Below are 20984 nucleotides of genomic sequence, written 5' to 3' on the forward strand. Positions count from 1 at the left end.
AAGGAATGAACATGCGACTACATGCGACCCGGCTTCTCAGTACCGCCATCGCTTCTGCACTGTTGCTCAGTGCTTGCTCGTCAACGGAGCCCAAACCCTCCACCGATGAAGAAAACCGCCAGCGCATCATCGCTGACCAGTCCCGCATGTATTCCGGCCAGGAGCCGGTGACCGCGCCGATCACCTTTTACGAAGCGGCGGCGCGGGCGCTGAAATACAACCTCGACTACCGCCTCAAACTCATGGAAAGCGCACTGGCCTCGGACCTGCGCGATGTCTCCAGCCACGAAATGCTCCCGCGCCTGGTCGCTTCCGCCGGGTATGCCGGGCGTGACAACGACTCCGGCGGCACCTCTATCGGCATCGAGGACCGTCAGGTCAGCTTGCGCCCATCGACCTCGGAAGAACGTTATCGCGAAGTCTATGGCCTGGGTTTGAGTTGGAGCCTGCTGGATTTCGGCGTCGCCTATTACCGCACCCAGCAGAAGTCCGATCAGATCCTGATGGCCGAAGAACGCCGGCGCAAAGTCGCCCAGAACGTTCTGCAGGACGTGCGCAACGCTTATTGGCGCGCACTCGGTGCCCAGCGCTTGATGCCGGAAGTCGACAAGCTGCTGATGCGCACCCACACCGCCCTGACCTCGGCCCGTGAAGCCGAGACCCGAGGCCTGCTGCCGCGTCAGGAAATCCTCGCCTATCAACGCGCCCTCCTCGACTCGATCTACCTGCTGACCGTGCGCCGCCAGGATCTCGAATTCGCTCAGGCCGAGTTGTCGGCGCTGATGTCGCTGCCGTCCGGTTCGAAAATGATCCTCGCCGACATGCCCGACCCGCCGCTGCCAGAAGTCCGCCAGAGCATGGCGCGGCTGGAACAGCTGTCGCTGGAGAACCGCCCGGAAATCATGGAGGAGTGGTATCGCAAACGCGTCAATCAAAAGGATCTGGAAATCGCCAAGGCACAGCTGTGGCCGAACGTCAGCGTCGATTTCGGCTACAAGTACGACTCCAACAAATACCTCTACAACAACGACTGGATGAGTACCGGCCTGCAAGTGTCGATGAACCTCATTCGCCTGCTGCAATTGCCGTCGTTGAACGCGGCGCAAAAGTCCCAGAGCGAAACCGATGACACCCGGCGCGTGGCGCTGTCGATGGCGATTCTCACGCAGGTACGCGTCGGCACACTGCGCTATCAACTGGCCCGTCAGGAAGTCGAATTCGCTGAAGACAGCCTGCGCGTCGACCGCAGCCTGCTCGACTACGCGCAAGCGGCGAAAACCGGAGCGCTGGGCTCGGAACTGGAAGTGATTCGCTCCGAGGGCCGTTATCTGCTCTCGCGCTATCAGCGTGAAGCGGCGTTTTCCGGTGCGCAAGCCGCGTGGGGGCGGATGTACAACTCGGTGGGCCTGGACGTGCTGCCCAAGGAAATCGCGCAACACGACATCAAGACGCTGGCCCGGGAAATCCAGCGCACCTTGAATGAACAAGAACAACAACGTCTGCTCGCCGCCACATCGCAAGGAACGCCGAATGCGCAAAATCGCCCTTGAGTCCCGTTTCGGGGCCCTGTTGTTGGCCACTCTGATCTTGCCCGTCCACGCCGAAGAGAGTCCTGCGGCCCCCGCCCTGGAAAGTGCCAGTGCCATTCGTGTGCTGCTCGCCGCTGAACTGGAGACCACCCTCTCCAGCCAGATGGCCGGCACCCTGGGTGAGTTGAAAGCCGGGTTTGGCGAGCAGGTCAGCAAGTCCGAATTGCTTGCACGCTTCAATTGCAGTGAGGCCGAAGCACGCGCGAAAGTTGCGGCGGCCGAACTGGCGATGGCGAAACAGAACCTGCAGGCAAAACAGCAACTGCGCAAGCTCAACGCGGTGGGCGACATTGAAGTGTCGATGGCCAACACCGAAGTGCAAAAGGCCGACGGCGCAAGGGCCATGGGTGCGGCGCAGAGCGGTTATTGTCAGGTGCTCGCGCCGTTTTCCGGGCGTGTAGCCAAGGTCTACGTCAAGCCGTATCAAACCGTCGCGGCAGGCACGCCGTTGTTCGATCTGGTCAGCGACGGTGCCTTGAAAGTCAGGCTGAACGTGCCGTCCAATTTGCTCAAAGACCTCAAAACGGGTCTGCCGCTGCAGGTCAGCATCCACGAAACCGGCAAGACCTACCCGGCCCATGTCAGCGGCATCAATTCTCGGGTCGATGCCGTGGCGCAAACCGTAGAACTGGAAGCCCGGCTCGACAACAAATACCCCGACTTGATGGCGGGCATGAGCGGCACTGCGCAATTTGACCAAGTCGCACGCCCATGACGATGAACGAGCCGCTGCCGCACCCTCACCTGTTGCTCGAACTCGATGCGCTGCGGGACAAAGCCCTGGCCGCTGACTCGCTGAACAGCCTGGCGTTCAGCATGGCCAACGATTTGTACCCGTTGCTGCAATTTCATCAGGCACTGGTGTTTGCCCAGCGCGAGTCGTCGCTGGAATTGCTGAACGTCTCGGGGCTGTCGCGACCGAGCGAGGACTCGCCGTATCTGGTCTGGTTGCGCCGGGCCAGTCGCTGGATTGCGGCGCAGGTGCCCGACGCTGAGCCGGTGTGGATCGCTCAGGACACCGCCAATCCGCCCGCCGACATCGCCGAAGGCTGGAACGAATGGTGGCCGTCGGGGTTGTGGTGCGTGCCGGTGCAGGATCGTGACAGTCAACGTCTGGGATTGTTGGTCATTCTGCTCGATCAAGAACCCCCGGCGCTGTTAGGGCAACACCTCACAGGGTTGATCGCCACGTGGGCGTATTGCTGGTCGGCGCTGACCCGGCGCAAGCGTTTCAGTCGCTGGCGGCCCAATCGCAAGCAATGGCTGCTGGTGCTGATCGTGGTCGCGGCGCTGCTGCTGTTGCCGGTGCGGCAAAGCGCATTGGCTCCGACGGAAATCGTCTCGCGGCAGGCGCAGATCATCAGCTCGCCCATCGATGGCGTGATCGAAAAGATTCAGGTGCGTCCGAATCAACCCGTCGATGCCGGGACGCCGCTGTTCTCGCTCGATGAAACGACCCTGCGCAGCCGCGCCGAAGTGCTCGACAAGGAAGTCGCCGTCGCCGATGCCGAGTTGCAAGCGGCCAGTCAGCGGGCGTTCGACAACCCGCAAAGCAAAAGCGAACTGACCTTGCTCGCCGGTCGCGCTCAACAACGCCGGGCGGAACTGGCGGCAGTGCAGGCACAGCTCAAACGCACTCAGGTGTTGTCGCCCCGAGGCGGCGTCGCGGTGTTCAGCGACCCCAACGACTGGCTGGGCAAACCGGTGGTCACCGGCGAGCGGATCATGCAAGTGGCCGACCCGACACAACCGGCGATGCTCATTCAACTGGCCGTGGCCGATGCAATCGCTTTGGAACCGGGCGCCGAGGTCACCTTGTTCCTCACCGCGTATCCGCTGACGCCGCTCAAGGGGCAGATCCTCGAAACCAGTTATCAGGCACGCCCCAGCGATGAAGGGCTGGTCGCTTATCGTCTGCTCGCCAGCATCGACGGCGCACCGGAGCATGCGCGTCTCGGCCTGCACGGCACGGCGAAGCTCTACGGCGGGCGGGTGATGCTCGGTTATTACCTGCTGCGTCGACCGCTGGCGACGCTGCGTGCGTGGAGTGGCTGGTAATGCTCGACCCGGCCGATCTGCCCGTACCGCCCCTGCGCGAAGACTTGCGCCTGAGCGAAGCGGCCCATGGCAGCAATGGCGAACCGGCGTGGGTGATCCAGGACACGGTGATCAATCGTTTCTATCGCATTGGCTGGCTGGAGTTCGAATGCCTGCTGCGTTGGGGTCAGTCGCCACGCACCATCAGCGAGCAGATCGCCGAGGGCACCGCGCTGAAACCGGACGTCGAACAGGTGCTCGACTTCCGTCAGTTTCTCGAACAGCATCAGTTGTTGCGCGCCGGCCCTGCCGCCCTTGAGCGCCTCAAGAGCAAAAGCGAAGAAGGCAGTTGGCTGACGTGGCGCTGGTGGCTGCATCACTATCTGTTTTTCCGCATCCCGCTGCTGCGCCCGCAACAACCGTTGCAGTATCTGGCGCGGGCGCTGGGCTGGCTGTTTCATCCACTGACCGGGATTATGGTGCTGAGCCTGAGCGTGCTCGGGATCATTCTGGTGTTGCAGCAGTGGGACGTGTTCACCAGTGCCGTGGTGGAATCGTTTTCCACCGAAGGCCTGTTCAGTTTTGCCCTGGCGCTGATCGTCGCGAAAACCCTGCACGAACTCGGCCATGCGTTGGTCGCCACGCGCCTGGGCCTGCGCGTCGGGCACATGGGCATCGCGTTTGTGGTGATGTGGCCGATGCTCTACACCGACACCGGCGAGAGCTGGAAACTCAGTCGCTCGCGGCAACGCCTGGCGATTGCTTCGGCGGGGATCGTCACCGAACTGTCGCTGGCCGGCTTGTCGACGTTGGGCTGGGCGTTGTGCGACCCCGGCGCGTTGCGCAATGCCCTGCTCTATCTGGCGACCACCAGTTGGCTGCTGTCACTGGCGCTGAATGCCAGTCCGTTCATGCGTTTCGACGGTTATTTCATCCTTTCCGACCTGCTGGATTTCCCCAACCTGCACGAGCGCGCCTCGGCACTCGCGCGGGTGACGCTGCGGCGCCATCTGCTGGGTTTGCAGGAAGAGTGGCCGGAGACGTTTGCGACCGGCCAGCGGCGTTTGCTGGTGACCTTCGCGATCATGACCTGGCTGTATCGGCTGGTGCTGTTTCTGGGGATCGCGCTGGCGGTCTATCTGTTTTTCTTCAAGGTCTTGGGGATTTTTCTGTTCATGGTCGAACTGTCGTGGTTTATCGCGATGCCGGTAATGCGCGAATTGGGTCACTGGTGGAAAAACCGCGCGGCGATTCCGAGCCGCCGCAAACTGGCGTTTTATGCCGTGCTGCTGGCGATTCTGGTGGGCTTGGCGATCCCGTGGCGCACGCAGATCGATGCGGTTGGCGTGGCCCGTACCGAACACCAGTTGCGCGTGTATGCGCCCTACCCGGCGCGCCTGCAATCGATTCACCCGGAAGGCCCGGTCAAGGCCGGGAAAACCCTGATCACCCTTGACGAACCGGACATTGCCTCGCGCCTGCAAACCAGCGAAGCCAGCGCCCGGAGCTATGAGGCGCGGCTGTCCGGACTGATCGCCGCCCCCGGTGGATTGGCCGAAGACGCCGTCACTCGTCAGCGCCTCAATGTGCAATTCGAAGAGGCCCGCGCCGCCCGCTCGGAAATCGCCCGGTTGAACCTGCAAACGCCGTTCGCCGGCGTGTGGCTGGACGTCAATCCGGACTGGAAGCCCGGGCAATGGGTCGGTCGGCAGGAATCGCTGGGCATGTTGATTGATCCGCGCAGTTGGCAGGTTGACGCCTATGTGGCGCAGGATCAGGTGCATCGCATGGCCACCGGCGATCAGGTGCGCTTCTACCCGGACGGCCAGACCACGCCGCGATCCGGTCGTGTCGTGCAGATCGGCAGCACCCGCGCCAGTCAGTTGTCACACCGCATGTTGTCTTCACGCTTCGGCGGCCCGGTGCCGACCACCAATGCCGAACACGCGCTGATCCCCAGCAGTGCGCTGTTTCAGGTGTTGATTCAATTGGATGAACCGTTGCCGAGCCTGCGCGAGACTCGCGGGCATCTGAAGATCGAAGGCGAACGGCGCAGCTTGCTCGGCGACGGTGCGACCCATGTGTTGGCGGTGTTGATGCGCGAAAGTGGCTTCTGATGTGTGCTTTTTAACCGGCGGCGACGAACACAATGATCGGCCCGCACACCGCCAGCAGCACATTGGAAATCGCGTAACACACCGTAAAGCCAATGACCGGCGTGTTGCTGCCGGACTGTTCGATGATCTTGTTCATCGACGCCGCTTCGGTCTGCGCCCCGGCCAGTGCGCCAAACAGAATCATCGGGTGCAGGCGCAGCACGTAGCGGCCGAAATACAGCGCCACCAGCGGCGGCACAATCGTCACCACCGCGCCGGACAGCAACAGCGCCAAGCCCTGCTCTTTCATCGCGGCAAACGCTGCCGGCCCGGCGAGCAAACCCACCACTGCGCCGAACGCGGTGAGCCCGAACTCGGAAAACGCCCATTGCGCCGCGGGTGGCAATGCACCGATTTCGGGGTGGCGCGAGTTGTACCAGCCGATCACCAATGCGGCGACCAACACACCGCCGCCGATGCCCAGCTCCACCGGGATCATGCCGATGTGGGTCGACAACAATCCCAGCAGTGAACCGAGCACCATGCCGAGGGTGTGCATGGCGATATCGCTTTTATAGTTGTTCTTGCGAATGCGGCCCAGGCGTTTGGCGATCATTTCAACACTGACGGTGCGCCCGGTCAGCGTAATCACATCGCCACGGCGCAGCACGGTGTTGGGCAGCAACGGCAAGTCGTAGCCCTGACGGCTGATGGTGTTGACGAAGCAGCCCAGGCGCCCGTCGCTGGCCAGGTGCATCTTGGCCTGATGGATGGTTTTGCCGGCGAACTCTGCCGAAGTCAGAACGATGTCCACCTGACGGGTCGGAAAAGACAAGGCATCGAGATGATCGATTTCCGGCCCGACCCAGTGGCTGAGATTGCCCACCGCATCGCGCAAGGCGTAAACGCCGATAATGTCACCCGCCATGAGCATGAAGTCTTCGTCGCGCTCGATGATTTTGCCGGCGCGCATGACGCGCTCGACGGTCAGCGACTCGTGCGGCTTTTCCAGATCGATGATGCGCAAACCGGCGGCCTGACCGTTCTCCGCAACCTGATGAGCACGCACCACCATGCGCGTGTACGGCACGGTGATCGCGTCTTCTTCCTTCGCGATGCCCAACTCAAGTTCGAGCTCTCGCGCCGATTCGCGCAGGTTCACGCCGAGCAGTTTCGGCGCGATGCTGCCGACGAAGACAATCAGGCCTATCGTGCCGAACAGATAGGTGATCGCATAGGCAATCGCCATGTGGCTGTTGAGCTGCGCCTTGGCGGCCGCGTCGAGTGTGAGTTGATTGACCGCGCTGGTTGCGGTGCCCATGATCGCCGTATCGGTCAACGCCCCGGCGCCGAGCCCGGCGGTGAACCCGGCGTCGAAATCGAACACCGAGTACATCAGCAGAATCGCCCCCAGCGCCGTGGCGCACAGCACCACCGAGAGCAGTACCAGTTTCAGCGTGCCACGATTGAGGCTGCCGAAAAACTCTGGCCCGCTCTTGAAACCGACGGCATAGATGAACATCACGAAAAACACCGACTTCAGGCCGGTCGGCACTTCCAGACCGATCTGGCCGATCAGCAGCCCCATCAGCAACGCGCCCGCCACCGAGCCCAGATGAAAGCTGCCAATGTGGATACGGCCGACGAACACGCCCAGAGCAATCGCCAGGAACACCGCGATTTCAGGATCAGTGCGTAAAGCGTGGAGGATGAATTCCAGCATGGGGCAAACTCCCTTGAGCGACGGTCACTGATCCTTCGGTTCTTGCGCGGGTGCGGTGTACCACTTGTCCCGTGGCACCCACTTGTCTTGTTGCGGATCGCCCAGATAGTGCGGCGACATGATCTGCACGCCGTACTCGTTGAATACGTCCTGAATATTTGCGTGAAGCATGCTCAGCAACACCGCGCGCGGGCGTGGCTGGCTTGGAATCGCTTGCGCCACCAGGCGATATTCGGGGTAGAAATCCGATAAAGCCGTCTGGAATACCTGCGCTGGCGGATCTTCAAGAATCCCCGGTGTACGTTGCGCCGCCTCCAGCAGCATCGCCTCGACCTGGCGCCACGGCGTGTCGTAACCGATGGTCACCACCGTATCGACGACATAACCGGGGCCTTGCACGGTGCGCGAATAGTTTTTGGTGACGGTGCCGGTGATCATCGAGTTGGGCAGCGTCAGCACTTCACCCAGCCCGGTGCGGATGCGCGTGGTGAACATGCCCAGCTCGGTGACGGTGCCTTCGTATTCGCCAATCTTGACGAACTCGCCAGGGCGCAAGGTGCGTGTGTAGGTCAGGATCAGCCCGGCAGCAGCCTGCCCGACGACGCTGGTCGCCCCCAAGGAAATCATCAAACCGATCAACACCGACAGGCCTTTGAAGGCATCGGTGCCCGCACCAGGCAGATACGGATACGCCATTGCCAGGGCAAACAGCCAGATTGCCAAAGCGGTCAGGCGCTGGGTGGGTTGCAGGGTTTCGTGGTTCAGCCAACTGAAGGTGCCCGGCATGGCCATGCGCCGCAGGATGCGTCGGGTAAACGCCGTGATGCCACGGGCAATGAAGAAAATCGCCAGCGCCACGCCCAGCCCGGGAATGGCGCCAACGATACCTTGCAGCAGATAACCGGCCAGTTCGAACAGATAGTTATTGAGGCTTTCACCCCATGGACGAGTGTAAGGAAACCGCGACAGCACGAAGCCGAGCCATTCATAGGTCAGCAGCAGAATCACCAGCCAGCGCAGCAGCAACAGCAACCGACTGACCAGCGGATAGAGAAAATTCGAGTCGATCAGTTGCACCCGCCCGACTTTCAGCGCCTGGGTGTGGCGATCCATCAGGGCCGGAAGTTTGGCCAGCAACTTGCGCCGCAGCCAGGCCAGGCACCAGAGCAGACCCAGGTAAATCAGCGTGGCCACGGCCACCAGCGCCAACGAGCGCAGCATCATGTCGAGGTTGCGTGCTTCGCGGGTTTCACTGACCACCTGACGCAGTTTCTCCGCCGCGCCTTCGGCTGCCTGTTGCACCGACGAATAGGCCAGGCTGTCGACATCCTGCGGCGCGACGATGAATGCACGCTTGTCGCCGATCAGCACCATGTAGCTGTTCTGGATCGAGTCGGTGGTGATGTTCAGCCCACCGTCCTCTTCCAGCGCCTCACTGATGACCCTCTTCGCCCGTTTGACTCGCGAGGCGGGCGCTTCACCAAGGATCGTCGCGCGAAACAACATGACGCTGCGGTTGGCGACCTTGAGCTCCACCGCTTCATCGGCCGTTTTTGTCGCTTCATCGGCGGCCCAGCCGAGCCCGCTCCAAAGCACTGCGAACACCACCATCGATACCGCCAGCAGCCTGTTTCGCATGCGCTTTTTTCCTTACGCCCGGGTGTCAGAGAGGGATACGTAAGCCAGCGTAGTCGAGCGATGAATGGATGCCAGATCACGGCAGGGTTTCTTCGCTCCCGGCGTCGAGCACCCGGGTAACATCTGCCGGTTGATACACCCAACCGATAAACAACTCATAGCCGACGGCCAGGATCACTGGCCCGGTAAACAAGCCGATGATGCCGCTGGTGACCATGCCGCCCAGCGCGCCGATCAACACCACCGGCATCGGCACTGCCACGCCACGCCCCAGCAGCAGCGGTTTGAGCACGTTGTCGGAGAGTCCGGCGATGATGGTCCACACAGTGAAAATGATCGTACCGGCGCTGACGCCATCGTGGGCGAACACATAAATCACCACTGGCACGGTAATCAACAGCACCGGCAATTGCATGATGCCCAACAGCAACACCATCAAGGCCAGAATGCCTGCCGCCGGAACCCCCATGATCACCAGCGCGACGCCGATCAACAGCATCTGGATAAAGGCGATGCCGACCACACCTTGTGCCACCGCGCGTATGGTCGAGGTGCACAGTTCGGCAATCTGCGGGCCGCGTACCGGACCGGAAATCCGTGTGGTAATCGCCACGGCGGTGCGATGACCGCGTTCGCCGTGGGTCATGATCAGCCCGGCGACAATCAGCGCGACGACAAACACCACAATCCCGGCACCGACGCCGGCGGCCTGGTGCAGCAACACTTTGCCCCAACTGGTCAGGTGCGGCGCCAGTTCCTTGAAGGCCCAACTCAGGTCTTGCGACGCGTGCTGCCAGATGCCAAAAACCGGCGCACCGATCAACGGCCAGGTCTCGACGCTGGCCGGTGGTGGCGGAATCTCGAACTGCCCCGCCTCCATCGTGTGCATGCCGGCTTTCACCGAGTCGGCGACCGACGCCCCCAGCAGGCTCAACGGCACCATCAGAATCAGCAAGCCAAGCAACACCAGTACAATCGCTGCCCAGCCATAGCGATGGCCCAGTTTGGCCCCGAGTTTTTGATTCAATGGGTACAGGGTGACGGCCAGGATCAGCGCCCAGAGCATCACGTTGAGGAACGGATGGAAGATGTCAAAGCAAAACAGCACCAGGGCGGCGATCAACCCGGCGCGAATCAGCACATCCAGCAAAGCCCTGGAACTGTTGAAGGCAATGAGCGGCTTTTCTTCCATTTCGGATATCTCCCCGATGCCGAATTTCGGCGATGCGCTGAGCCTAGAACACATCTGCACAGTCGTCTTGTTTTCAGCCCCGGCTCTGGTCGCTGACGGTTTATAACGCCGCCGACAAAATGCTCGGGAACAACCTGATCGCCTGCAGGTGGACACCCTTGAATGGCATCAGTGGCTGGTGGGATTGCCGATTCGCGTCTAAACCTGATGCAAGTCTCCGTTTATAAGGAAGTTCCGGATGAGATCCACGCATTCACTGATGATTCTTGCCTTGACCGGAAGTGTCGGCCAGGCTCTGGCCGGTGGCATTCAGTTGTATGAAGCGGGTCAGGAAGGCGCCGGGCTGGCCAATGCCGGCTCGGCGGCACTGGCCACTGATCCGAGCGTGCTGATGAGCAACCCGGCCGGCATCGCGGCGCTCAAAGGTACGCAAATCACCCTGACCGGTCAGGCGGTGTTCGGTGGTCTGGGTTTTGAACGCGATGGCGACAATGATTTTGCCGGCAACGAAGGCGGCAATCCGCTGCCGATCCTGCCGGGCAGCAGCTTTTTTATCAGCCATGAGGTCAATGATCGCGCCAGTGTCGGTTTCGGCGTGTACGGTAATTTTGGTCTGAGCGTGAAGTACGACGATGACTGGGCCGGGCGCTACTTCACTCAGGAATCCACATTGATCGGCATCTCGATGCAGCCGACCTTCGCTTACAAAATCACCGACGACCTGTCGATGGGCATCGGCCCGCGCCTGGTCTACGGCTACTACTACACCAAAATGGCCATCGACAATAACGCCTTCCTGCCCGGCGAGCCGTTTCAGGAGGATGGCAACCTGCAATACAAGGACACCGACACAGGGGTCGGTATCAACCTCGGTCTGCGCTATCAACTGGACCCTCGCACCACCGTCGGTTTTGCCTACACCAGCAAGGTCAAGATGGAGTTCAAGGACTCGCCTTCCACCCATGGGGTGCGTAATCCGCTGCTCAATCTGGCCCTGTCGCGGCTGGATGTCGACGAGCTGGAAATCGACATGAACATTCCGCAGACCGCAACCCTGAGCATCGTCCACCAGTTGAACGAACAATGGACCCTGCTCAGTTCCGTGAACTGGCAGGACTGGAGCGACTTTGCCGACATCGGCGTCAATGTAGACACAGCGGCAGGTAATGCCTCGCGCTCGGTCAATCGCAAATATCAGGACACCTGGCATTTTTCGTTGGGGGCGCAAAACCAGATCAGCCCGAAACTGCGCTGGAACATGGGCATCGGTTACGACAGCACCGCCGTCAAAGACAAGGATCGCACCGTCGACAACCCGATGAACGAGACCTGGCGGTTGGCGACCGGCCTGAGCTACAAACTGGCCGAAGACACCGACATCAACCTCAATTACACGCTGGTCTGGCTGGGTGATATGGACGTGCAGCAAACCAAGCGCAACGGCCAGACGTTGTCCGGGAGCTACCCAAACAGCGCCCTGCACATTGTCGGCGGCGGCGTGACCTGGCGATTCTGATTGATGGCGTGATCGCCGTCAGTGCTTCAGCATGCCGTTACATAACAGGTTGAGGACGCCGCGCATGTGCAGTGCATGGGCGGCTCTGTCGGGCGTTTCCTGGGTGGCCAGACGAATAAACGCCATGTTCGCGTACTGGTTGAACAGCGTCGCGACCACATCGACCTCAATCGATTCACGCACTTTTCCCGCCCGTTGAAAATGTTCAACCAGTGCTCTCGTTTCCTCCACCACCGCCGCGTTCCACGGACTCAATGCCTCGGCCAACTCCCCCGTCAGTAGAAACGGCGCCAACTCGCGCCACAGTGAGGCGGGCATCGCTTGCAACTGGTAATCCGTCATCAACTGTTCGAACTCACACAGCGCCTCCAGCGGATCGCTGTCATCGTCCAGATTGGCCCGTGCTTCGCGCATGGCCTGTTCGTCAGGTTGCTTGAGCAGGGCGAGCAAAATGTCCTGTTTGCCGCCAAAGTAATTCACCACCGTTGGCGCGGACACGCCAGCCTGGACGGCGATCTGATCCAGCGTCGTCGCGGCAAAACCGTTGGTCTTGAACAGCTCAAGCGCCGCCTCGGCAATGACCTGTCTGCGCTGTTCCTTCTGCCGCTCTCTGAGTCCGCTCATGTTGCCTCTGATGATCCTTGCCAATGCTGCTCAGCCTACGGATATCTTTTTTCAACGACAAATATTTTCTTTACAAAAATATTTTTAAGTGACAAATATTGGCCGTGCACCGCTGGAATGAACGCACCTGCTTGCCCATTTCCCCTGGAGATCAGTCATGCCCGCCGAATTCGACCCGAACCGCAGCACCCGCGACTATCAGGACGCCGACGCCGCCCACCACATTCACGCTTTCGTCGACCAGAAAGCCCTCAACGAAGAAGGCCCGAGGGTGATGGTCAGCGGGGATCGTCTGGCGTTGTGGGACAACGACGGCAATCGTTATCTGGATGGCATGTCTGGCCTGTGGTGCACCAACCTCGGCTATGGGCGCAAGGATCTGGCCGCCGCCGCGAGTGCGCAGCTGGAGCAACTGCCTTACTACAACATGTTCTTCCACACCACTCACCCGCAGGTGATCGAACTGTCGGAGCTGCTGTTCAGCCTGCTGCCCAACCACTACAGCCACGCGATCTACACCAACTCCGGTTCCGAAGCCAACGAAGTGCTGATCCGCACCGTGCGCAAGTTCTGGCAAGTGATGGGCCAGCCCGAAAAGAAAATCATGATTGGCCGCTGGAACGGCTACCACGGCTCCACGCTTGCCGCGACGGCGCTGGGCGGCATGAAGTTCATGCATGAAATGGGCGGCACCATTCCCGATGTCGCGCACATCGATGAGCCGTACTGGTTTGCCCACGAAGGTGATCTGACTCCAGAACAATTCGGCCTGAAGGCTGCGCAGCAACTGGAGGACAAAATCCTTGAACTGGGCGCCGACAAGGTCGCCGCGTTCGTTGCCGAACCCTTCCAGGGCGCGGGCGGCATGATCATTGCGCCCGCCACTTACTGGCCGGAAATTCAGCGCATCTGCCGTAAATATGACGTGCTGCTGTGTGCTGACGAAGTGATCGGCGGCTTTGGTCGCACCGGCGAATGGTTCGCCCATCAGACGTTTGGCTTTGAGCCGGACACGCTGTCCATCGCCAAGGGCCTGACCTCCGGCTACATCCCCATGGGCGGCTTGATTCTGTCGCGGCGCTTGGCCCAGGCACTGGTGGAAAAAGGTGGCGTGTTTGCCCATGGCCTCACCTATTCCGGTCACCCGGTTGCCGCAGCGGTGGCCATCGCCAACCTCAAGGCATTGCGCGATGAAGGCGTCGTCACACAGGTAAAAAACGACACCGGCCCGTATCTGCAGACCTGTCTGCGCGAAGTGTTCGGCAACCATCCGTTGGTGGGCGAGATACAGGGCGTGGGGCTGGTGGCGGCGTTGCAGTTTGCTGAAGACAAGGCGACCCGCAAGCGTTTTGCCAACGAGAACGACATCGCCTGGCGCTGCCGCACGATTGGATTTGAGGAGGGCTTGATCATTCGCTCGACGCTGGGGCGGATGATCATGGCCCCCGCGCTGGTCGCGACCCGCGCGGAGCTGGATGAGTTGATCGACAAGACGCGCATCGCCGTGGATCGCACCGCCCGTGAGTACGGCGTCCTGTAAACCACCCTCCATCTCCTGTGGGAGCGAGCTTGCTCGCGAAAGCGGTGGTTCTGTGACATGGATGTTGAATGACCCACCGCCATCGCTTGCAGGGCAAGCTCCCACAGTGATCCGAGTTGCCCCCGGATTGTGTGACCGACACAAAACCCTGTGGGAGCTAGCCCTGCTGGCGATGGCGTCAGTGCAATTCAGCACATCGGCTCAATCTTGTTGCCCGATATCCCTCGATCATTCAGCCAACTCAATTGCTGGCCAACGACCATGATCGACCGCACCCCATCGCGTCTCAGCTTGCTCACGTTGCTCTGCGGTATGCAGGCAACCGCCAGCGCCAGTGGTTTTCTCGACGATTCGAAAACCGAAGTGCTCAGCCGCAATTTCTTCCTGAGCAACGACTACCGCTCGCCATCGCCCGCCGGCAAAAACTACAAACAGGAATGGGCGCAAGGTTTTATCGGCACCTTCACCTCGGGCTTCACGCCCGGCAGCGTCGGTTTCGGCGTCGATGCCCATGCCTTTCTCGGCCTGAAACTCGATGGTGGCAGAGGACATTCCGGCACCGGATTGTTACCGGTCGACAGCAGCGGTCGTAGCGAATCGAATTACTCCGACGCAGGCGGCGCGTTCAAATTGAAGGTTTCGCGCACCACCCTCGCCTTTGGTGAAATGACCGTGGAAACGCCCGTTTTCGATACCTCGGACAAACGCCTGCAACCGGAATACGCCACCGGACTTTTATTAAACAGCCGTGAAATCGACAACGTGAATCTCGTCGCCGGACACTTCACCGCCTTCAAGAACCAGGACAGTTCCTCCGGTCGTGGCGACTTCTATGGCTATGGCGCCAATACCGAAGCCGGCGGGATCAGCTTCCTCGGCGCGGATCTGTTTGGCGACAGCCCCGTCGGCGGTTCGCTGTATGCATCGGAACTCAGCGACGCTTGGCATCAGTACTACGGCAATCTGCACTTCAAGCAATCCGGCGTACTGCTTGACGCCAACCTCTACCGCACCCGCGATACCGGTCGGGCACTGGCCGGCGCCATCGACAACACCGCGTTCAGCCTCAGCGGCAAATACACGTTCGGCCCACACGGCGTGATGCTCGGCTGGCAACGGATCAATGGCAACACGCCGTTCGATTTCGTCGGCGGCGACTCGATCTACCTCGCCAACTCGATCAAATACGCCGACTTCAACGGCGCTGGCGAACGCTCCTGGCAAGCGCGCTACGACCTCGACCTCGGTGCCTTCGGCATCCCCGGCCTGACCTTCATGACCCGCTACGTCACCGGCAGCCACATCGACGGCACCCACGCGCCCAAGGGCGGCGCTTACAACCCGTTCGATCCTGACAGCGGCCGTTACCAGCCGCAGCAAGGCGACGGCGGCAAGCATTGGGAACGCGATGTCGATTTGAAATACGTCGTGCAATCGGGCGCGGCGAAGGATCTGACGGTGCAGCTCTCGCATGTTTCACACCGGGCGAATGAGGCGCAGGCCGGCGATGACATTGACCGGATCTACGTGGTGATCCAGTACCCGTTGGGTCTCTAACCCACCGCCCATCCCGATTTGAAACGCTATCCCCTGTAGGAGTGAGCCTGCTCGCGATAGCGTCTTTTCAGCAACATTCACGCTGACTGAAACACCGTTATCGCGAGCAGGCTCGCTCCTACAGGTTTCTGCGTCGATCATCAGGCTGTGTTTACACCGCCGAACCTGTGGGAGCGAGCCTGCTCGCGAAGGGGCCAGTGAGATCAGCGCAAATCGCCTTTTAAACTCAGGTGTTTAAAAGACACCTCCAGACACGCCTTCAAGGCTACACATCCTTGCGCCATTGCCTACAGCTACGCCAGAATCCGCCGGCTTGTGCGCCTTGGGGTCGGGTTCTATTGTGGGTCGGTCGCTGATTACTTCAGCGATCGGGTTTAGCAGCCCGGGTTAACTCTAGACGCACAAAGTCCGTTGCCGTTATGGCGGCTTTGCGTGGGGCACTTCGGTGCGCCGGGTTCTAGAGTCCTGGTCTGCTAACCCGCGTACAGCCGCCACCCCCTTCGTTAGCAGCGAACGGTGTCAGCTTCACTACTCTAGAGGCTTTACCGATGATCAAACCAACACCCAACCCACCCGAATCCGACCTCGCCTCCCCCTACGAATCCCTAGATTCAAAAAAGCTCAACGACGCCGCTGAACGCGCGCTCGATCACTATCTCTGCCCACCCGGATCCACGCCACCGCCGCGTAAAACCCGCCGAATGTACGCCGTCACCGCCGACTTCAAAAACGAGGAACTGCTGGTCGATGCCTGCGAAACACTCGCTTCGGCCAGAACCATCGCCCATGACTTTGCTCATCTCATCCCCGCGTCGCAGCGCAGAACGTTGTTGGGTATCGCGCAGTTGATCATGCTCGGCGAACTGGCGGTGAATCGGGTGATGGATAATCTGGAGTTGCCGCAGTAGCGGGCCTCGCGACGGACTCTGAGTAAGGCGCTGGCAGTGCCGACGCCTTCGCGAGCAGGCTCGCTCCCACAGGGATTCGTGTCGCTCACGAGGCTGCGGTTCCACCGCCGATTTTGTGGGAGCGAGCAGGCTCGCTCCCACAATGGATCGCGGTCGTCGTGTAGAAGAAATGGCGGAAGGCAGCCGGAGTCGAACCTGCCCGGGAACGGATGCCGTCCCCAACCGGGTTTGAAGCCCGGCCGCGCCACCGGGCGCGATTGCCTTCCTTGAACTCAGTGTGCGCAGGCGTTCGCCAGCGCGTTGTCGGGGCGGATCTGGCGGGATTCGCCGAGGCGTCGGGTCAGGCCGATGCGGTCGAAGTATTCCAGATACTGAATACAGCGTTTGCGTCCCAAGCCTAGCGCATCGCGGAAGGTTGTCACCTGGATCGGCGGATTTTCCTTGGCCAGTTTCAACAAGACGGCGGCCATCTGCCGCAACACCGTGTCGCTGACAAACAGGTCGCGCACAACCTGGTGCATCAATCCCAGTCGCGCCAATTTGCGCAACAGCAGGCGCACAACGGCATCGTCCTGACCGAGCATTTTCGCCACATCGCGTAGCCACGGCGGGTCGAATCCTGCGTTTTCAAACAACGGCTGTATCTGTAACCACAGGCTTTCGTCTTGCGTATTCAGGCGCACCTGATGATCGGGCAGATGCAGCCACGGGCCAGTGCTGGTGATCACACCCGCTTCGCGTAATTCGTCGAGCAGGCTGGCAAATATCGAACGCTCCAGCGCCAGACCGCTGAAGCGCCGCAGTCGATCACGATCCGGGCCCATCTGGTCGGGTTCCAGTTCGTGAAACTTCGCCAGTTGCTCCAGCAAAGTGAATTTCAGCTGGCCCCAGCGCTGCAGGTTGAACAGCACCGGCCCTTGACGGGTGTCGATCAACCTTACGTTTTCTGGCAACGACCAGCTCGAGCGCGGGCGATTGAATTGGCGTTCCAGTCGCTGCGGGTCGAGGCCCCCGGCGCTGTGATTGAGGAGCACGGGCAGCGCTTGTTCCAGACTCTCGCTACGCGCCAGCGCTGCCAGTTGCGCCAGACGCTCGGGGCTGCGGCGTTGGCGCGCCGGGGCGAAGGGATCGAGTACGCGCCCGCCGCCGAGAGAACGTTGGGCGCTTGAGTCGCGCAGGATCAAGCGATCGCCCTTCACTGCATGTACCGGCGCATTGATCAGCAATTGCGCGAACATGCGTTCACCGGGGCTCAAACGTGGGCCTTCGAGCAACGCGACGCGGGCAATCACATCCTGTGTGCCAAGGTGCACATGCACCGGGTGAAAGTGCTCGAAGGTACGCTCGCCGGGTAACAGTCGAAAGTCGATGTCGATGCGCTGGGTCGGTGCATTCAGCCATTGCGCCAGCAACCACTGGCCGCGATGAATCTGCGCCAGTTCAAGACGTTCACCGCTGATATTCAGCGCCACTCGTTGTCCGGCGAAAGCCTGTTCGGCAGGTTGATTCTGCGCGTGCAAGCCGCGAACCCGGACCGAGTTTCCGGAAGGCCCGAGGGTGAGTTTGTCTGCAACAGAAACCACCCCGGACAACGCCGTCCCGGTGACCACAATCCCCGCGCCGGCCACGCTGAAGGCCCGATCAATTGCCAAACGAAAACCGCCGTCGCGGTTGCGTTCCAGCACTTCACGTTGCGTCTGCAACAACGCCTCGCGCAACCCATCGATACCCTGCCCGCTCACGCTGGAGACCACTATGACCGGCACCTCGGCAAACGGCCCGGGTTCCAGCAAATCGAGAACCTGCCGCTGTACCTCCTCCACCCTGCCCGCCTCGACCCGATCACATTTGCTGATCGCCACCAGTGCTCGCGGAATGCCGAGCAATTCGACAATCGCCAGATGCTCGCGCGTCTGCGGCATCACGCCGTCATCTGCGGCGACCACGAGCAACACCAGATCAATGCCCTGCGCTCCGGCAAGCATGTTGTGGGTGAATTTCTCATGCCCCGGTACATCGATAAATCCGGTCAAACCGGCGCCCGGTTCAAGTTCGGCATACAGATAACCAAGGTCGATGGTCATCCCGCGTTCTCGTTCCTGCGGGCGACGGTCGCCGGTTTGCCCGGTCAGGGCTTGCAACAGCGACGTCTTGCCGTGGTCGATGTGCCCCGCCGTGCCGACAATCACTGATCGACCTGCAACAGCGGCAATTGCGCGAGCCACGCGGGTTCGTCGTCGAGTTGGCGCAGATCGAGCCATAGCGCGTCGTCGTCAATACGACCGAGCACCGGGATCCGCAATCCGCGCAGCGCCGCTTCGAGATTCAACAGACAACGCCCGCGCAGTCGCTTTGAAACTTGCGGGCGACAGCACAACGCCGCACTCGGCAGTCGCGCCACCGGTTGGCTGCCGCTGCCGATCATGCCCAAGGCTTCGACCGCACTGACCTGCCAGCGCTCACCCAACAACTCAGTCATCAAGGGCCGCAAACGTAGGGCCTGCGCGAAGATGTCAGCTTGCGGGCGCGTCAGCAGGCGCAAACTCGGCAAGCGCTCAGCGAGACGATCCGGATCGCGATACAAACCCAGCACCGCCTCCAGCGCCGCCAAGGTCAGCTTGTCCACGCGCAGTGCACGTTTCAACGGATTCTTCTTGATCTTCGCGATCAGCTCTTTGCGCCCGACGATCAACCCGGCCTGCGGGCCGCCGAGCAATTTGTCGCCGCTGAACGTGACGATGTCCGCACCGTCGAGCAGCGCCTGACGCACCGTCGGTTCCGCCGGCAAGCCCCAGCGAGTCAGGTCGAGCAGACTGCCGCTGCCCAGATCCTCCAGCAGCGGCAAACCATGCCGATGGGCCAGTTCGGCCAACTCCGCAGTCGGCACGCGAGCGGTGAAACCTTCGATGCTGTAGTTGCTCGCATGCACACGCATGATCAAACCGCTGCGTGGGCTGATCGCCGCTTCGTAGTCGCGAGCGTGGGTACGATTGGTCGTACCGACCTCGTGCAGACGCACGCCGGCGCGGGCCATGATGTCGGGAATGCGGAACGCGCCGCCGATCTCGATGAGTTCTCCTCGGGAAATGATGCCTTCTTTGCGCGCGCCCAGACTGTTGAGCGTCAGCAGCACGGCGGCGGCATTGTTGTTGACCACGGTGACGGCTTCGGCGCCGGTCAGTTCGCGGATCAGGCCTTCGATCAGATCATCGCGATCCCCGCGTTTGCCGCTGGCCAGATCGAATTCCAGGTTGAGCGGATAACGCGCGGCCATTTGCACGGCGTCGATGGCTTCATCGGGTAAAAGCGCGCGACCGAGGTTGGTGTGCAGCACGGTGCCCGTCAGGTTGAAAACCCGGCGAACGTGGCTGCGCTGATGCTGGGCCAAGCGTTCACCGACACGCCCGGCCAACACTTCGGGACTGATTTCTATCGCAGACAATTGCCCGTTCACCACGCCGGGCCGCAGTTCATCCAGCAACCACCGCAAACTCGCCAGCAGCGACTCACGCCCGTGACGTTCGAGCAAAGGCACGCACGCCGGGTGACGCAACAAACCATCAATGGAAGGTAACCGCAGGGACATCAGTCACTCCTGGAGACAACCGCTATCGCCCAAGAGTGTAGACGCTGCCGGTCATTCGTCTCCCGGCGCCAGCAACAGATTCGGTGCCAGTCGCTGAAAACCATCCTGAGCCAAGCGCATATCGAGCAACAAACTGCCCAAATCTGCCGACAACGCCTCGGCCTCGGCATCATTTTCCAGATACACCAGTTTCAGATAACTGTTGCAGCCCGGACAAACTTCCGCCCTTAACGGTGCCTGATTCGCCGCGTGGCGATCATCCTCGACACTCAGATAATCCAGACCTTTGCTCGACTCGCAATACACGCACTTGACCCGCACCACATGCCATTCACAAGCACACAACGAACACACCAGATAGCGCAAACCGTTGTGCTTGCCGCGATGGCGGATCACCCCGGCCATCGCCGGAGAACCGCAGGCCGGGCATTGACTGAGGCTGTCGCCGGGTTTGAGCTTCAGGTCTGGCGCGCTGAGCAACCAGTGACTCCACGCCGTTTGCAGCGCTGCGCCGAGAAACGGCACCAGTTGCGCCGGCACCATCGAATATTGACCGCTGACCAACGCCACCGCCCACGAACGCAATTGGCCGGGATTGGCGGCGCGCAGCGTGTCCACCGCTTCAACCACAGCAGGTTGCCCCAAAGGCTCGTAACGCTGAAGAAAAGCGCCGAGATACGCCTGCCAGTCTTCTTCCCGCACCAGGGTATCAGCCGCGAACGGCGGCAAACCATGCTGCTGACAGGCCTCGATTCGCTGTTGATCGACCGGCGCCGTCAGCGGCGGATCGTCGAATACCTGCTGCTGAACCCGGCACAATTGAGCGATCAAGCGCAGATACTCAGCGAGCGGATGCCCTTCGGCCAATTGCTCCAGCCGTTGCGCACGCAAGGTGAACAGGTCAAGCGGCGGCAGATGCAGAAACGGCGGCGAACTGGCCGCCGCTTCAATTTCCCCTGGTTCAAGAATGGTCGGCAA

15 protein-coding genes and 1 tRNA gene are annotated in these 20984 nt (G+C 61.0%); 8 read left to right on the top strand and 8 right to left on the bottom strand.

What is annotated here, in order from left to right; genetic code table 11:
- The first annotated feature begins 11 nt into the window (after window positions 1-11).
- Genes AACY19_RS22530 through AACY19_RS22545 form a run of 4 tightly spaced genes read left to right on the top strand, consistent with a single transcriptional unit; the run spans window position 12 to window position 5743 of the window.
- Window positions 12-1550 carry a TolC family protein gene (locus tag AACY19_RS22530; RefSeq protein ID WP_339453814.1) on the top strand — a complete coding sequence of 513 codons (1539 nt, stop codon included), beginning with the start codon at window positions 12-14 and terminating at the stop codon, window positions 1548-1550.
- A complete protein-coding gene (locus AACY19_RS22535; protein ID WP_339453815.1) occupies window positions 1531-2304 on the top strand; it encodes an efflux RND transporter periplasmic adaptor subunit in 774 nt (257 codons plus the stop codon). Before AACY19_RS22530 ends, AACY19_RS22535 begins: the two co-directional genes overlap by 20 nt.
- A complete protein-coding gene (locus AACY19_RS22540) occupies window positions 2301-3647 on the top strand; it encodes an efflux RND transporter periplasmic adaptor subunit (protein WP_339453816.1) in 1347 nt (448 codons plus the stop codon). Before AACY19_RS22535 ends, AACY19_RS22540 begins: the two co-directional genes overlap by 4 nt.
- Window positions 3647-5743: an HlyD family efflux transporter periplasmic adaptor subunit gene (locus tag AACY19_RS22545; protein ID WP_339453817.1), complete on the top strand. Its 2097-nt coding sequence runs from the start codon at window positions 3647-3649 to the stop codon at window positions 5741-5743. The genes AACY19_RS22540 and AACY19_RS22545 overlap by 1 nt, the downstream gene beginning before the upstream one ends.
- A gap of 10 nt (window positions 5744-5753) precedes the next feature.
- Here the strand turns inward: AACY19_RS22545 and aspT are convergent, their stop codons facing one another.
- The 3 genes from aspT to AACY19_RS22560 all read right to left on the bottom strand — a co-directional run bounded on the left by aspT (window position 5754) and on the right by AACY19_RS22560 (window position 10275).
- On the bottom strand, window positions 5754-7445 hold the full coding sequence (gene aspT / locus AACY19_RS22550; RefSeq protein WP_339453818.1) for an aspartate-alanine antiporter: 1692 nt from the start codon (window positions 7443-7445) through the stop codon (window positions 5754-5756).
- A gap of 24 nt (window positions 7446-7469) precedes the next feature.
- Complete coding sequence (locus AACY19_RS22555) at window positions 7470-9083, bottom strand: mechanosensitive ion channel family protein (protein ID WP_339453819.1); 1614 nt, start codon at window positions 9081-9083, stop codon at window positions 7470-7472.
- A 76-nt stretch (window positions 9084-9159) separates the two neighbouring features.
- On the bottom strand, window positions 9160-10275 hold the full coding sequence (locus tag AACY19_RS22560) for an AI-2E family transporter (protein ID WP_339453820.1): 1116 nt from the start codon (window positions 10273-10275) through the stop codon (window positions 9160-9162).
- 238 nt (window positions 10276-10513) lie between these two features.
- Between AACY19_RS22560 and AACY19_RS22565 the strand changes: the two genes are divergently transcribed.
- Window positions 10514-11791 carry an OmpP1/FadL family transporter gene (locus AACY19_RS22565; protein ID WP_339453821.1) on the top strand — a complete coding sequence of 426 codons (1278 nt, stop codon included), beginning with the start codon at window positions 10514-10516 and terminating at the stop codon, window positions 11789-11791.
- An 18-nt stretch (window positions 11792-11809) separates the two neighbouring features.
- On the opposite strand, the gene AACY19_RS22570 is transcribed toward AACY19_RS22565, so the two are convergent.
- Entirely contained in the window at window positions 11810-12415 is a 606-nt protein-coding gene (locus tag AACY19_RS22570; protein WP_339453822.1) for a TetR/AcrR family transcriptional regulator, read from the bottom strand.
- Between the two features lie 157 nt (window positions 12416-12572).
- On the opposite strand from AACY19_RS22570, the gene AACY19_RS22575 reads away from it, so the two are divergent.
- The 3 genes from AACY19_RS22575 (at window position 12573) to AACY19_RS22585 (ending at window position 16420) form a co-directional block, all read left to right on the top strand.
- Complete coding sequence (locus tag AACY19_RS22575; protein WP_339453823.1) at window positions 12573-13955, top strand: aspartate aminotransferase family protein; 1383 nt, start codon at window positions 12573-12575, stop codon at window positions 13953-13955.
- Between the two features lie 261 nt (window positions 13956-14216).
- Window positions 14217-15512 (top strand): OprD family porin, encoded by a 1296-nt coding sequence (locus AACY19_RS22580; protein ID WP_339453824.1) that lies wholly within the window; start codon window positions 14217-14219, stop codon window positions 15510-15512.
- A gap of 548 nt (window positions 15513-16060) precedes the next feature.
- A complete protein-coding gene (locus AACY19_RS22585; protein WP_339453825.1) occupies window positions 16061-16420 on the top strand; it encodes a DUF6124 family protein in 360 nt (119 codons plus the stop codon).
- A 170-nt stretch (window positions 16421-16590) separates the two neighbouring features.
- Here the strand turns inward: AACY19_RS22585 and AACY19_RS22590 are convergent.
- The 4 genes from AACY19_RS22590 to fdhE form a co-directional block, all read right to left on the bottom strand.
- Window positions 16591-16686, bottom strand: a tRNA-Sec gene (locus AACY19_RS22590).
- A 6-nt stretch (window positions 16687-16692) separates the two neighbouring features.
- On the bottom strand, window positions 16693-18609 hold the full coding sequence (gene selB, locus AACY19_RS22595; protein WP_339453840.1) for a selenocysteine-specific translation elongation factor: 1917 nt from the start codon (window positions 18607-18609) through the stop codon (window positions 16693-16695).
- Window positions 18606-20009, bottom strand: coding sequence for an L-seryl-tRNA(Sec) selenium transferase (selA, locus tag AACY19_RS22600; protein ID WP_339453841.1), 1404 nt, complete (start codon window positions 20007-20009; stop codon window positions 18606-18608). The genes selB and selA overlap by 4 nt, the downstream gene beginning before the upstream one ends.
- Before the next feature lie 48 nt (window positions 20010-20057).
- A complete protein-coding gene (gene fdhE / locus AACY19_RS22605) occupies window positions 20058-20984 on the bottom strand; it encodes a formate dehydrogenase accessory protein FdhE (RefSeq protein WP_339453826.1) in 927 nt (308 codons plus the stop codon).

Origin of the sequence: Pseudomonas sp. EA_5y_Pfl2_R50, assembly GCF_963970475.1 — a bacterium.
Classification (GTDB): domain Bacteria; phylum Pseudomonadota; class Gammaproteobacteria; order Pseudomonadales; family Pseudomonadaceae; genus Aquipseudomonas.

Bases quoted from the DNA above. Each gene is read 5' to 3' on its own strand.
- aspT (WP_339453818.1), bottom strand. From the start codon at position 7,445: ATGCTGGAATTCATCCTCCACGCTTTACGCACTGATCCTGAAATCGCG.
- AACY19_RS22560 (WP_339453820.1), bottom strand. From the start codon at position 10,275: ATGGAAGAAAAGCCGCTCATTGCCTTCAACAGTTCCAGGGCTTTGCTG.
- AACY19_RS22530 (WP_339453814.1), top strand. From the start codon at position 12: ATGCGACTACATGCGACCCGGCTTCTCAGTACCGCCATCGCTTCTGCA.
- AACY19_RS22535 (WP_339453815.1), top strand. From the start codon at position 1,531: ATGCGCAAAATCGCCCTTGAGTCCCGTTTCGGGGCCCTGTTGTTGGCC.
- AACY19_RS22580 (WP_339453824.1), top strand. From the start codon at position 14,217: ATGATCGACCGCACCCCATCGCGTCTCAGCTTGCTCACGTTGCTCTGC.
- AACY19_RS22565 (WP_339453821.1), top strand. From the start codon at position 10,514: ATGAGATCCACGCATTCACTGATGATTCTTGCCTTGACCGGAAGTGTC.
- AACY19_RS22585 (WP_339453825.1), top strand. From the start codon at position 16,061: ATGATCAAACCAACACCCAACCCACCCGAATCCGACCTCGCCTCCCCC.
- AACY19_RS22570 (WP_339453822.1), bottom strand. From the start codon at position 12,415: ATGAGCGGACTCAGAGAGCGGCAGAAGGAACAGCGCAGACAGGTCATT.
- AACY19_RS22575 (WP_339453823.1), top strand. From the start codon at position 12,573: ATGCCCGCCGAATTCGACCCGAACCGCAGCACCCGCGACTATCAGGAC.
- AACY19_RS22545 (WP_339453817.1), top strand. From the start codon at position 3,647: ATGCTCGACCCGGCCGATCTGCCCGTACCGCCCCTGCGCGAAGACTTG.
- AACY19_RS22540 (WP_339453816.1), top strand. From the start codon at position 2,301: ATGACGATGAACGAGCCGCTGCCGCACCCTCACCTGTTGCTCGAACTC.
- AACY19_RS22555 (WP_339453819.1), bottom strand. From the start codon at position 9,083: ATGCGAAACAGGCTGCTGGCGGTATCGATGGTGGTGTTCGCAGTGCTT.